This window comes from Nocardia sp. NPDC004068 (assembly GCF_042874315.1).
Lineage (GTDB): Bacteria > Actinomycetota > Actinomycetes > Mycobacteriales > Mycobacteriaceae > Nocardia.
On the sequence record NZ_JBIAMW010000002.1, the window covers coordinates 621,950 to 633,551 of the forward strand.

Genomic DNA, 11,602 nt, shown 5'->3' on the forward strand with positions numbered 1-11,602 from the left:
ACGACCCCGGGGGGACCTTGAAACCGCTACGCACCGCCGTCACCGTCACGCTGGCCGGTTGCCTGTTCCTCGGCCAGTCCCCGGCGGGCGCCGACGAGGACGCGCCCGGTCCCTCGTCTCTCCAGCAGTGGATCGACAGTGTCGTGCCGCCGCCGGCCCTCCCCGCCGCGCCGGCCCCGCCGACCGCCGCCGACCTCGCGCCGACCACGGCGGCGCTGTGGCGAGCCGTGCTGCCGCCCGCGACGGGCGATCCCGTCTTCGACGCGTGGCCGGAGGGGCTGGACCGCTTCGCGCCCGGCGACCTCCTCGAGGTGCGGGATGTGACGGCGACGGCCGCGCCGTTCGCGGTGGTGCCCATCCGGCGCGCGCTGTTGCTGAAGTTCCGCTCGACCGCCGGGTCGGGCGCGCCGTCGTACGGCACGGCGACGCTGGTGATCCCGGCGGCCGCCTGGACCGGTCCGGGCGATCGGCCGGTGCTGATCAATGCGCTGCCGATCAACGCGCTCGGCGCGCGGTGCACGCCGAGTTACTCACTGGCGCACGGGATCAACGACAAGTTCAACGCCGGTGACCTGTTCCCGCCGACGACGTGGTGGGGCCTGCAACGCGGCTACGCGGTGCTCGTCCCCGACCACGAGGGCCCGTGGATGTCCTACGCCGAACCCGCGGTGGCCGGGCACGTGATCCTCGACGCCATGCGCACGGTCCGCGCGCTGCCCGGAAACGAGTTCGGCGACAGCCGATTCGCCGTCACCGGCTACTCGGGCGGGGCGATCGCCTCCTACGCCACCGCCATGCTGCTCGGCGAGTATGCCCCCGAATTGCGCGGCGCCCTGGTCGGCGCGGCCGCCGGGGGACTGGTCACCGACTATCGGGGCCTGGCCCGAAAGTTCAACGGCAACATGGCCTCCGGCATCCTGCTCGCGGTCTCGCTGGCGATGTCGCGCGAGCACCCCGAACTGCTCACGGTGATGAACCATCTCGCGCAGTGGGTGGCGACCTCCCCGGTCAAGGACACCTGCGGCGACAGCAACGGACCGCTCGGCGTGGCTGGCATCCCGCTCGAGGTCGCGACCAACACCGCCGACCCGCTGAACGCCCCCGTCGCCGACCGGATCCTCCGCCAGGTCGACCTCACCGACCGCACCGCGGCCGCCCCCCTCTACATCTACCACGGCGCCAGCGACATCTGGATCCCCCTCGAACCCGCCCGCGCGCTCTACGAACAACAGTGCGCCCGCGGCGTTCCCGCCGCCTTCCACGTCTACCCCGGCGAACACCTCATCGGCGCCCTCGCCGGTTTCCCCGACGTCCTCGACTGGCTCGACGCCCGCCTCCGCGGCCAACCCACCACCGGCGAATGCCCTACTCCGCCACCGTCTTCCGGCCGCTAGCCGAACGCCACCGGTACCCGAACCTCAGGCCGGGTACGCGTGGATCTCGCTGGCCTTGACCGCGGCCCACATGCGCGTGCCGACGCGCAGCCGCAGCTCCGCCACCGCGGCCGGGGTGATGTCGGCGAGAACCGGTGGGCTGCCGTCCAATCGGACGCGGGTGAGGTGGGCGTGTTGTTCCAGGTCGACGACGGTGACCGGCCAGGTGTTGCGCGGGCTGCCGGTGGGCCGCTCCGGATGCAGACCCACGGCCGCGGGCGGGAACGCGACGAAGACCTCGCCGGTGGCCGGGGCGGCGGTGGTGAGCCTGCCGCCGGTGGTGAGGTCGACGCCGGTCGGGGTGGCGGTGCCGCGAAACAGGTTGAGCCCCACCAGGTTCGCGACATAGTCGGAGCGGGGACGGCGGGCGACGTCGGTGGGCGAGCCCTGCTGCACCACCACGCCCTCCTCCAGGATGACGAGCCGATCGGCGAGCACCATGGCGTCGAGCGGATCGTGGGTGACCAGGACGGTGTGTCCGGTGTAGTCGCGCAGGTGCCGGGCGAGGTCCGCGCGCACTTGAAGACGGGTGCTCGCGTCGAGGGCCGCCAGGGGTTCGTCGAGCAGCAGCAGCTGGGGTTCGGTGGCGAGCGCACGGGCCAGGGCGACGCGCTGCGCCTGACCGCCGGACAGCTCGCGGGGCGTGGCGCGCGCGTGCTCGCCCAGACCGACCCGCTCCAGCCAGCTCGCGGCGCGGGCGCGGGCCGGGGCGCAGCGCATCCCCCGGGCCCGCAGCCCGAACGCCACATTGTCGAGCGCCGAAAGATGCTGGAACAGCAGGTAATCCTGGAACACCACCCCGGCCCGGCGGCGATCGGCCGGGACGAACACCGACGGCGGCGCGTCCCAGACTCGATCCCCGACCGCGATCCGCCCGCCGTCGAGCGGCAACAGCCCCGCCAACGCGCGCAACGCGGTGGTCTTGCCCGCCCCGTTCGGCCCGAGCAGCGCGACCACCTCGCCCGGTTCGGCGGTGACGGCGATGTCGAGCCGGAAGCGCCCGCGGTCGACGCGCAGGTCCGCGCGCAGGGTCATACCGCGCCCCGAATCCAGCGCTCCCGCAATGTGATCAGGACCGCGACGGACACCACCAGCAACACCAGGCTGAGCACGATCGCGGCGTCCGGATCGGTCTCCAACGCCAGATACACCGCCAGCGGCATGGTGGTCGTGCGGCCGGGGAAGTTCCCGGCGAAGGTGATCGTCGCCCCGAACTCGCCGAGCGCGCGCGCCCAGCACAGCACACCCCCGGCGACCACGCCGGGCAGCACCGACGGCAGGGTGACGCGACGGAAGGTGTACCAGGGCGACGCGCCGAGCGTCGCGGCGGCCTCCTCGTAGCGGGTGTCGCTGGCGCGCAAGGCCCCTTCGACCGAGATCACCAGGAAGGGCAGGGCGACGAACGCCTCCGCGACGATCACGCCCGGCGTGGTGAACGGCAGCGAGAGCCCGAACCAGTCGTGCAGATACCGCCCGAGCAGCCCGCGGCGCCCGAACACCAGCAGCAGCGCGACGCCCCCCACGACCGGCGGCAGCACCAGCGGCACGGTCACCAGCGCCCGGATCACCCCGCTGCCCGGTATCCGCCCACGGGCCAGCAGCCACGCCAGCGGAATGCCCAGCAGCAGGCACACCACGGTCGCCGCGCTCGCGCACACCAGCGAAAGCCGCAGCGCCGCACCGACTTCGGCGCTGAACAGCCGATCGGTGAGCGAGGTCCAGGGCGCGCGGACCAGCAGCCCGATCAACGGGACGATCAGGAACGCCAGCGCGCAGACCGCGGGCAGCACGAGCACGAGCGGTCGCCGCCCGCGCACCGCCCGCCGCCGCGCCGCGCCGCCCGTCACGGGGTGTCGAATCCCGCGTCGGCGAACACCTTCTTCGCCTGATCCGAACGGACGAACGCGACGTACGCGGCGGCGCCGGCGGCATTGGGCGCCTTGGCCAGCGGCGCGATCGGATAGGCGTTGATCGCCTTGTCCGCCTCCGGGAACGCGATGCCCTCCACCTTGTCGCCCGCGGCCCGCACGTCGGTGCGGTACACCAGCGCGGCGTCGACCTCGCCGAGGGTGACCTTGGTGAGCGCGGCCTTCACATCCTGTTCGCGGGTGTCGGGCTGCGGGGTGATCCCCGCGACCTCGAACACCTTCTTCGCCGCCGCCCCGCAGGGCACCTGCTCGGCGCACAGCGCGAGGCGCGGTTCGGTCCGGCCGAAGTCGGCGAGCCCGGTGATGTGCCCGGGATTGCCCTTGGGAACGGCGATCTGGAGTCGATTGCTGACGAAGGTCGCGGGCGCGGCGGTGACGTCGCCGGAGTCGACGACCTGCTGCATGTTCGCGGGCGCGGCGGAGGCGAAGACGTCGGCCGGGGCGCCCTGCCGGATCTGCTCGGCCAGGGCGGAACTGCCGCCGAAGCTGTACACCACCTTCACCCCCGGATGCGCGGCCTCGAACTGCTTGCCCAGCGTGGTGAAGGTCTCGGTCAGCGAGGCCGCCGCGAAGACGGTGACGGTCCCCGAGATCCGGTCCGACGCGGGGGAGGGGGCGGTCGAATCGTCGGAGCCGCAGCCCACCAGCCCCGCGGCGACGGTGAGCGCGGCGGCGGCCGCGGCGAGTGCGCGCAGTGTCCTCATCCTCGTCAACTTTCTGGTACCTCGACCACGACATTGGTCGACTTCACCGACGCGACAGCGACGCTGCCGACTTCCAGACCGAGTTCGTCGGCCGATTCCCGGCTGATCAGGGAGGTGAGCCGGAACGGCCCGGCCTGCATCTCGACCTGCGCCATGACCGTGTCCTTGACGACGCGGGTCACGATGCCGCGCAAGCGGTTCCGCGCCGACACCGCGACCGTGACACCCGCGGTCGGGCCCTCGGCGTACTGCTCGCGCAGCACCGCCGCCAGATCCGCGCCGCGAACGCCCTTGCGCCCGTTGTCGAGCCGGATCTCCGGCAGCCTGCCCTGCTCGATCCAGCGCCGCACGGTGTCGTCGCTGACGCCCAGCAGGTCCGCGGCCTCACTGATCCGCAAATTCGTCACGATCGCAACTATAACGACTCGTTCGCGGAGAAACCCGCCGGACAGCCATGCCCATTGACGCAACCAATCGGTTGCCATAGTATCGCAATCAGTTGGTTGCTACTCACGGAGGTTGTCATGGGATTTCCCGATCGCATCGAGCGGACGATCGAACTCGCGCACCCGCCCGCCAAGGTGTGGACGGCGCTGACCACGCCCGAGGGGTTGGGCACGTGGTTCGGCGACGAGGCCGGTATCGAGCTGCGGCCCGGCGGCAAGGCGTGGATGCGCTGGAAGGAGGGCGGATACGCCGCGGACATGCGGGTGGAGCGGGTGGAGGAGCCGCACGTCTTCGGCTTCACCTGGCACATCTTCGGGCTGCCCGAGGAGGATCCGCGGCGCACGTATGTGGAGTTCACCCTCGAGCCGACGGCCGGGGGCACGCGGCTCACCGTGGTCGAGACCGGGTTCGCCCAGCTCGCGGACGACGCCCACAAGACGGCGTTCGACGGCAATGTCCGCGGCTGGCGCAGCGAACTCGACGAGCTGGTCCAGTACCTCGATGCCGCCTGATCAGGAGGCGATCGCCGAGCAGGTCTTCGTGGCGCTGGCCGACCCCAGCCGCCGCGCGATCCTCGCCGCGCTGGCGTCGGGGGGACCGGCCACGGCGACCGATCTGGCCGCTCGCCTGCCCATCACCCGGCAGGCGGTAGCCAAACACCTCGCGTTGCTGTCCGAGGCCGGTCTGGTGACCGCGGAGCCGGGGGAGCGACGCCGGGTGCGTTACCGATTGCGGTCCGCGCCGATGCGCGTGGCCCAGCAATTCCTCGCCGCGCTCGCCCGGGACTGGGACGGCCCGCTCGACGCGTTGAAGAACGTTCTCGATCGAGACTGATCGATCCGACACCGAACAAGGAACACGTCATGAAGACACCACCCATCGTTTCCCGAACCGACTGGGAGACAGCGCGTCTGGAGCTGCTGGCACAGGAGAAGGAGGTGATGCGCGCCCACGACGCCCTCGCCGCCCGGCGTCGCCGCATGCCGTGGCTGCCCGTCGACGAGCGCTACGTGTTCGACGGACCCGACGGCCCGGCGACCCTGCTCGACCTGTTCCACGGCCGCCGCCAGCTGATCGTCTACCGCGCGTTCTTCGAACCCGGCGTCGTCGGCTGGCCCGAGCACGCCTGCCGCGGCTGTTCCATGATCGCCGACCACGTCGGCGGTCTCGCGCACCTCAACGCCCGCGACACCACCCTCGTGTTCGCCTCGCGCGCACCGCAATCCGATATCGCGCGGGTGCGGGCCCGGATGGGCTGGACGCACATCCCCTGGTACACCATCACCGACACCTTCGACGTGGACTTCGGCGTCGACGAATGGCACGGCACCAACGCCTTCATCCGCGAGGGCGACCGCGTGTACCGCACCTATTTCGTGAACCGGCGCGGCGACGAGTACTTCGGCAACACCTGGAGCTACCTCGACCTGACCGCCCTGGGACGGCAGGAGAGCTGGGAGGATTCTCCCGAGGGCTACCCGCAGACCGCGCCCTACGAGTGGTGGAACTGGAACGACGAGTACACCGCCGCGGTCGATGCCACCGGCGCGGACTGGCTCGACCGCGTCGCCAACGCCATCGACCGGGGCGAGGCCGGGGGCCGGGAGAAGCGGCAGGCGCCCCACGACTGCTGCGCGCATCCCGCGTCGTGACGATTCCGCCGACCCCGGCCCGGTCCCGAGCGGGCCGGGCCGGAGCGGCCCTGTCGCTGCTCTCGGCGGCGTTGCACGCGGTGCACGAAAACCATTGCGCCACGGTGTGGTTGGTCGTCGCGTCGACGCTGATGGCGCTGGGCTGCCTGTGGTGTGCCTGGCATCTGTGGACGCGGCCCGCGCCGCGCGCGTGGGCCACGACCGCGGTGATGAGCGCCGCGATGCTGGTGCTGCACACGGCCGTTCCGATGTCCGGCGCGCTGCCGCGGGCGGCCACCGCGGCCGCCCTCGCCGATCTGCTGCTCGCGACCGGGACGCTGCTGGGTGCCACCGGTGCGACGGCGCGCGCCGTACGATGGGGATCGTGATCGCGCCCAGCGAAACCTTCGACGGCACATGGCCTTTCCCGCCCGGTTTCACCGAGGCGGCGGGGTTCCGGCAGCACTACGTCGACGTCGGCCCCCGCGACGCCGCGCCGGTGGTGCTCCTGCACGGGGAACCGACCTGGGGCTACCTCTGGCGACACCTCATCGGCCCGCTGTCGCGGACCCGGCGCGTCGTGGTGCCCGACCACATGGGGTTCGGCAAGAGCGCCACCCCCGCCGACCGCGACTATCTGGCCGTCGAACACATCGACAATCTCGACACGCTGCTCGCCGGGGAACTCGACCTCACCGACATCACCCTGGTCATGCACGACTGGGGCGGCCCCATCGGCACCGGTTTCGCGCTGCGCCACCCCGACCGGATCGCCCGCCTGTTCGCCACCAATACCGTTGTGCCGCTGGGACTTCCGGGCTACGACGAGCTGATGATCGCGAACTTCCTGGAGAGCGCCTGGTTCCGCTGGGCCGCCGCCGCGCAGGCCGACGGCACCCTGGAGCAGATCCTCGGCAACGCCGGTCACACCGTCTGCCATCTCATGCTCGCCCTGCAAACCATCGCCCGGCCCGAGATCGTCACCCCCACCTGGATCCGCGCCTACGCCGCCCACTTCGACGGCCCGGCGGCCTGTCGTGGTGTCATCCGCTTCCCGCAACAGGTGGTCGCCCCCGGCGGACCGGCCCCGCCCGCACCGGATCCCGCCGCCGTCGCCGCCCTGCGCGCCAAACCCGCGGTCCTGGTGGAGGGTATGCGGGACACCGCGCTCCTCCCCGCCCACATCATCCCGGCCTTCCGGCTCGCCTTCCCGGACGCGCCCGTGCTCGAGCTCCCGCACGCCGGGCACTTCACCGCCGAGGACACACCGGGTGAACTGCTGGCCGCCCTTGAGCTGTTCCTGCACACCTGAGAAGTAATCGATCGTTCTGTCTCGAATTCGGCTACGCGGGCGCTCGTGGACAAGTATGTTAATGAGCATTCTCGCTATGCAGGACACGCGTGGCGATCCGCGATACGAAGGGATCGACGATGAACCCGTTCTTTGTCTGGCTCCAGAACCTGCTGTACCGCATCGATCTGGGCTCCGCGAATTTCACACAAGGGTGATCCGATCGCCCCGTGCTCGTAAGGTCGAGGCATGAGCGATGTTTCGGCGCGGGACATGTGGCGGGTGCTCGAGCCGCTGCACGGGGTCACCTACTTCGCGCCCGCGTGCCTGACCGCCCTCAAAGCCGTTGGGCTGCGGGGCTTCTGGATGGGATACTTCGCGGGACGCGCCGCGCCGCTCGGCGCGGTCGGGCCGGGCGTGGTGGAGGCCGTCTTCTACAACTTCCGGTCGGACATGGTCCGGCGGGCGATACCCGACGCCTGGACGTTCGCCGCGCCCGAGGCGGTTCTCGAAGCCCGCCGCACCTCCGCCGCGCGGGTGCTCGAGGAACTCGTGCCCGACCTCGCCGATCTCGCGACCGCGGCGCTGCCGCCCCTGCGCGCGGCGATCGAGGCCGCGCCCGCGTGCGGCCGTGCCCTGTTCGCGGCCAACCGGGACCTGCCCCTGCCCGATGCACCGGGCGAGGCGCTCTGGCAGGCCGTCACCGCGCTGCGCGAGCACCGCGGCGACGGCCACTTCGCCACGCTCCTGGCCGAGGGCCTCGACGGCTGCGAGGCCGTCGTGCTGTTCGCCGCCGCCACCGGCACCGCGTCGGACATGTGGCGCGACATCCGCGGCTGGAGCGAAACCGATTGGGCCGCGGCGTCTTCCCGGCTGACGGCCCGCGGCCTGCTGACGGAGTCCGGTGCGATCACCGACGCGGGGCGCGCGCTCGGCGAGCACATCGAAGCCCGGACCGACGCCCTGGCCGCCACGGCCTACCGCGACATCCCCGGACTCGAGCAGGCCCGGCGCGCCCTGCTGCCCGCCGCCCGAGCGGTCCAGGAGACCGGGCTGGTGCGGTCCGCGGACTTCCTGCGCGCCGGGCCGGTGTAGGTCGGCGACGGGTCAGGGGAGGGGCCTACGGCCCGTCACCGTGAGCAGAATGTCCTTGGCGGACAAGGGGATCGGTGTCCCGGTGCCGACGGCGATGTCCGCGTCGGTGGCCTCGAGGCGGCGTCCGGTGAGATCGACGCCGAAGTACGCGAACTGATTCGGCGCGGCATTGCCCAGCACGAGGGCGATGCGCCGCGGGGGCGCGGGCGGCAGGCCGAGGGGTTCGGTGATGTCGAGGCCGTGGATGACGTCGTGGCTCAACGCCCCCGCGGCGCCGCCGCGCGGCGGTCGCCACGGATGCTCGATATTGTCGCGCAGCGCGGTCAGCAGGTCGGCGTCGCTCAGCCGCGCGGTGTCGGCGCGGGCGGCCTTGTCGGCGTAGCGGTCGAACGAGAAGCGGGCCGCCGCGAAGCCGAGCAGGAACCGCGGCAGCGAATACCGGTAGGGCATCGTGATGTGGGCGACCACCTCGCGGACCCGCCAGCCCGCGCACAGCGAGGGGGCGGCCCACCCGTCGGCATCGAGGCCGCCGAGCAGGTCGGCGAGGCGTTCCCGCTCCGCGATGGTGTGTTCGCGCAGCGTGTCGGTGGTGTTCGAATCGGTCATGTGCTCGTCGTTTCGTCGAGGGAACAGGTCACCACTGATACGACGGGCGGGGACCGGACTCATCGGTCCCGGCGCGATCACAGCGTCGCGGGCAATCCGAACCGCGCGAACCGATCCCGCGCGGTCAGGAATGTCGTCAGGCTCGCGACGCGCCCGTCGCGGGCCTCGACGGCGAGCAGGGCGAACGGGCGCGGCACCCCGGTGTCGTCGGGACGGTACTGACCGAATCCCGCCGAGCCGTTCACCCGCGTCGGCACCAGCCGGTCGCGGGCGCAGTCCTCGGCGACGGCGAAGATCCGCAGCCACGCCGCGCTCCCGGTGACCCGCCACAGGAACGGCGGCATGCTGGTCTCGGCGTCCTCGCACAGCACCGCGGCGAGCCCGTCCACGTCGTGCGCCTCGAAGGCGGTCACGAAGCGCCGCAACAGGTCCCGATCCCGCGGATCGTCGAGATCCAGGGCGTCGGTGGGCGCCGGGCGGGCCGCGGCGACGGTCGCCCGGGCGCGTTGCAGGGCGCTGTTCACCGCGGCCACGCTCACCGCGAGCATGGCCGCGGTCTCCGCGGCGGTGAAGGCGAGGACGTCGCGCAGCACCAGTACCGCGCGCTGGCGCGGTGGCAGTCGCTGCAATGTCGCCACGAATGCCAAACGCACCGATTCCCGATGCACGACGGTCTGCGCGGGATCGCTCGCCTCGATCAGTTCCGCGTCGGCGGCCGGTTCGATCCAGCGATCGGCGGGCAGCACCGCCTCCGGATCGAACCCCTCGCGAGTCGGGCCGTCCCACACCAGCATTCGGCGGCGCGCGGACCGCAACATGTCCAGGCAGATATTGGTCGCGATGGCGTGCACCCACGTCGACAGCCGCCCGCGCTCCGGATCGAAGGTGTCGCGGCGCAGGTAGGCGCGCAGCAACGTCTCCTGCACGGCGTCGTCGGCGTCCGCGGCGGACCCGAGCAGCCGATAGCAGTAGCCGGTCAGCGGAATCCGCAACGCCTCCAACGCCTCCGGGTCCGGCGGTGCCACGTCATCACCCCTTTCCCCGCTCACGCTACCGCCCGGCGCCCGGCCCGCCGCCGGGCGGTGGGTAGGTTGGAACTCGCCAGCGCTCTCGATGCCGCCGAGGAGGAGACGACACCGCCATGCCCCGCAAGATCGCCACCAACACCCGCGTCGACCTCGACGGACTCCTCGACTTCGTCCGCCCCCGCCACCGCGCCCTGCTGCTCACCCGCCGCCGCGACGGGTCGCCCCAGCTCTCGCCGCTCACCCTCGGCGTGGACGACGCCGGCCGCCTGGTCGCCTCCACCTACCCGGACCGCGCCAAGACGGTGAACGCGCGCCGCGATCCCGCGGTGAGCGTCGTCGTGCTCTCCGACGACTGGAACGGCCCGTGGGTCCAGATCGACGGCGACGCCGAGGTACTCGACATCCCCGACTCCGTCGAACCGCTCGTCGAGTACTACCGCAACATCTCCGGCGAGCACCCCGATTGGGCCGAATACCGCGCCGCCATGCTCGCCCAGGGCAAATCCATCATCCGCGTCACCCCCCGCCGCTGGGGTCCGATCGCCGTCGGCGGCTTCCCCGCCCGCCTCGCGGACTGACCTGGTGTGCGGTCTGCCAGGGAAGACGGACCGCAGTGGTGATAATCCCGGAGACCCGCGTCCCTCCTTCCCGCGCACTCGGAATCGGCCTTACCGTCGCAGCGGTAATCGAGTGCGAACAAGGGAGTATCGACAATGAATCGGTTCCGCCGGACATCGGTGGGTACGGTCCTCGGCCGCTCGGCGGCGGCGACCGCCGTGCTGACCACCGTCGCCGCCGCGGGTGTGCTCACCGCGACCGCGACCCCCGCCCGGGCCGCGGGATGCGCCGACGTCGAGGTCGTCGCCGCGCGCGGCACCAACGAACCGCTCGGGGCCGAGCCCGGTCTGGGCAGCGTCGTCGGCAATCCGGTCTATCACGCCCTGGCGAAACGGTTGCGGATCTCGCACAGCGCCTACCGGGTCCACTACCCGGCCGACTTCACCGAACCGGCGTCGGTGCAGCAGGGCAACCGGGACCTGGTCGAGCACGTCACCGCCGCCGCCGCGGCCTGCCCGAACCAGCGCTTCGTGCTGGTGGGCTACTCCCAGGGCGCGAACGTGGTCGACAACTCGATCGGCATCAGCAGCGTGGGCGCGAAGGTCGGCGGCCCCATCGTCGCGACCCTGCCGTCGGAACTGCAACCCCGGATCGCCGCGATCCTGTTGTTCGGCAACCCGATTCGCGGTATCGGCCGCAGCGTCACCGGCCCGTACGCGGACCGCACCTACGACACCTGCTCCGCCGACGACCCGGTCTGCGACCCGCACGGCACGAACTGGAACGTGCACATCACCAGCTACGGTCCCAAGGCGGGCGAGGCGGCCGATTTCGCGGCCGCCCGCCTCTGAGCCGCTGACGAGTAGCCCACTACTCGTGTG

At 71.9% G+C, this 11,602-nt stretch carries 15 protein-coding genes; 9 read left to right on the forward strand and 6 right to left on the reverse strand.

The window, feature by feature from the left end; translation table 11 throughout:
* The first annotated feature begins 17 nt into the window (after window positions 1-17).
* Window positions 18-1,394 (forward strand): lipase family protein, encoded by a 1,377-nt coding sequence (locus ACFYTQ_RS06920; RefSeq protein WP_387357702.1) that lies wholly within the window; start codon window positions 18-20, stop codon window positions 1,392-1,394.
* A 24-nt stretch (window positions 1,395-1,418) separates the two neighbouring features.
* Here ACFYTQ_RS06920 and ACFYTQ_RS06925 read toward each other — a convergent pair whose 3' ends face one another.
* Genes ACFYTQ_RS06925 through ACFYTQ_RS06940 form a run of 4 tightly spaced genes read right to left on the reverse strand, consistent with a single transcriptional unit; the run spans window position 1,419 to window position 4,472 of the window.
* Complete coding sequence (locus tag ACFYTQ_RS06925) at window positions 1,419-2,468, reverse strand: ABC transporter ATP-binding protein (RefSeq protein WP_387357703.1); 1,050 nt, start codon at window positions 2,466-2,468, stop codon at window positions 1,419-1,421.
* Window positions 2,465-3,280 carry a molybdate ABC transporter permease subunit gene (gene modB, locus ACFYTQ_RS06930; protein WP_387357704.1) on the reverse strand — a complete coding sequence of 272 codons (816 nt, stop codon included), beginning with the start codon at window positions 3,278-3,280 and terminating at the stop codon, window positions 2,465-2,467. Before modB ends, ACFYTQ_RS06925 begins: the two co-directional genes overlap by 4 nt.
* Window positions 3,277-4,065: a molybdate ABC transporter substrate-binding protein gene (gene modA, locus ACFYTQ_RS06935; protein ID WP_387357705.1), complete on the reverse strand. Its 789-nt coding sequence runs from the start codon at window positions 4,063-4,065 to the stop codon at window positions 3,277-3,279. The genes modB and modA overlap by 4 nt, the downstream gene beginning before the upstream one ends.
* A 5-nt stretch (window positions 4,066-4,070) precedes the next feature.
* Window positions 4,071-4,472 (reverse strand): molybdopterin-binding protein, encoded by a 402-nt coding sequence (locus ACFYTQ_RS06940; RefSeq protein WP_387357706.1) that lies wholly within the window; start codon window positions 4,470-4,472, stop codon window positions 4,071-4,073.
* 117 nt (window positions 4,473-4,589) lie between these two features.
* Here ACFYTQ_RS06940 and ACFYTQ_RS06945 point away from each other — a divergent pair, with 117 nt between their 5' ends.
* The 6 genes from ACFYTQ_RS06945 to ACFYTQ_RS06970 all read left to right on the forward strand — a co-directional run bounded on the left by ACFYTQ_RS06945 (window position 4,590) and on the right by ACFYTQ_RS06970 (window position 8,529).
* Window positions 4,590-5,024, forward strand: a complete 435-nt coding sequence (locus ACFYTQ_RS06945; RefSeq protein WP_387357707.1) for an SRPBCC domain-containing protein — start codon at window positions 4,590-4,592, stop codon at window positions 5,022-5,024.
* A complete protein-coding gene (locus ACFYTQ_RS06950; RefSeq protein WP_387357708.1) occupies window positions 5,014-5,346 on the forward strand; it encodes an ArsR/SmtB family transcription factor in 333 nt (110 codons plus the stop codon). Before ACFYTQ_RS06945 ends, ACFYTQ_RS06950 begins: the two co-directional genes overlap by 11 nt.
* Window positions 5,347-5,375: 29 nt before the next feature.
* Window positions 5,376-6,164: a DUF899 domain-containing protein gene (locus ACFYTQ_RS06955; protein ID WP_387357709.1), complete on the forward strand. Its 789-nt coding sequence runs from the start codon at window positions 5,376-5,378 to the stop codon at window positions 6,162-6,164.
* The gene (locus ACFYTQ_RS06960; protein WP_387357710.1) at window positions 6,161-6,532 is read left to right on the forward strand and encodes a hypothetical protein; all 372 of its coding nucleotides are present in this window, start codon (window positions 6,161-6,163) and stop codon (window positions 6,530-6,532) included. The genes ACFYTQ_RS06955 and ACFYTQ_RS06960 overlap by 4 nt, the downstream gene beginning before the upstream one ends.
* Window positions 6,529-7,455, forward strand: a complete 927-nt coding sequence (locus tag ACFYTQ_RS06965) for an alpha/beta fold hydrolase (RefSeq protein ID WP_387357711.1) — start codon at window positions 6,529-6,531, stop codon at window positions 7,453-7,455. Before ACFYTQ_RS06960 ends, ACFYTQ_RS06965 begins: the two co-directional genes overlap by 4 nt.
* 228 nt (window positions 7,456-7,683) lie before the next feature.
* A complete protein-coding gene (locus ACFYTQ_RS06970) occupies window positions 7,684-8,529 on the forward strand; it encodes a hypothetical protein (protein WP_387357712.1) in 846 nt (281 codons plus the stop codon).
* Window positions 8,530-8,541: 12 nt separating this feature from the next.
* On the opposite strand, the gene ACFYTQ_RS06975 is transcribed toward ACFYTQ_RS06970, so the two are convergent.
* Both ACFYTQ_RS06975 and ACFYTQ_RS06980 read right to left on the reverse strand, forming a co-directional pair.
* Window positions 8,542-9,135 carry a maleylpyruvate isomerase family mycothiol-dependent enzyme gene (locus ACFYTQ_RS06975; RefSeq protein WP_387357713.1) on the reverse strand — a complete coding sequence of 198 codons (594 nt, stop codon included), beginning with the start codon at window positions 9,133-9,135 and terminating at the stop codon, window positions 8,542-8,544.
* Between the two features lie 77 nt (window positions 9,136-9,212).
* Window positions 9,213-10,160 carry an RNA polymerase subunit sigma-70 gene (locus tag ACFYTQ_RS06980; protein WP_387357714.1) on the reverse strand — a complete coding sequence of 316 codons (948 nt, stop codon included), beginning with the start codon at window positions 10,158-10,160 and terminating at the stop codon, window positions 9,213-9,215.
* A gap of 116 nt (window positions 10,161-10,276) precedes the next feature.
* On the opposite strand from ACFYTQ_RS06980, the gene ACFYTQ_RS06985 reads away from it, so the two are divergent.
* Entirely contained in the window at window positions 10,277-10,741 is a 465-nt protein-coding gene (locus ACFYTQ_RS06985; RefSeq protein WP_387357715.1) for a PPOX class F420-dependent oxidoreductase, read from the forward strand.
* Between the two features lie 135 nt (window positions 10,742-10,876).
* Window positions 10,877-11,572: a cutinase family protein gene (locus ACFYTQ_RS06990; RefSeq protein WP_387357716.1), complete on the forward strand. Its 696-nt coding sequence runs from the start codon at window positions 10,877-10,879 to the stop codon at window positions 11,570-11,572.
* The last annotated feature ends 30 nt before the right edge of the window (window positions 11,573-11,602 follow it).

What these genes read in the sequence shown, in the direction of transcription:
- ACFYTQ_RS06925 (WP_387357703.1), bottom strand. Translation starts at nt 2,468, where the DNA reads ATGACCCTGCGCGCGGACCTGCGCGTCGACCGCGGGCGCTTCCGGCTC.
- modA (WP_387357705.1), bottom strand. Translation starts at nt 4,065, where the DNA reads ATGAGGACACTGCGCGCACTCGCCGCGGCCGCCGCCGCGCTCACCGTC.
- ACFYTQ_RS06945 (WP_387357707.1), top strand. Translation starts at nt 4,590, where the DNA reads ATGGGATTTCCCGATCGCATCGAGCGGACGATCGAACTCGCGCACCCG.
- ACFYTQ_RS06950 (WP_387357708.1), top strand. Translation starts at nt 5,014, where the DNA reads ATGCCGCCTGATCAGGAGGCGATCGCCGAGCAGGTCTTCGTGGCGCTG.
- ACFYTQ_RS06955 (WP_387357709.1), top strand. Translation starts at nt 5,376, where the DNA reads ATGAAGACACCACCCATCGTTTCCCGAACCGACTGGGAGACAGCGCGT.
- ACFYTQ_RS06970 (WP_387357712.1), top strand. Translation starts at nt 7,684, where the DNA reads ATGAGCGATGTTTCGGCGCGGGACATGTGGCGGGTGCTCGAGCCGCTG.
- ACFYTQ_RS06975 (WP_387357713.1), bottom strand. Translation starts at nt 9,135, where the DNA reads ATGACCGATTCGAACACCACCGACACGCTGCGCGAACACACCATCGCG.
- ACFYTQ_RS06985 (WP_387357715.1), top strand. Translation starts at nt 10,277, where the DNA reads ATGCCCCGCAAGATCGCCACCAACACCCGCGTCGACCTCGACGGACTC.
- ACFYTQ_RS06990 (WP_387357716.1), top strand. Translation starts at nt 10,877, where the DNA reads ATGAATCGGTTCCGCCGGACATCGGTGGGTACGGTCCTCGGCCGCTCG.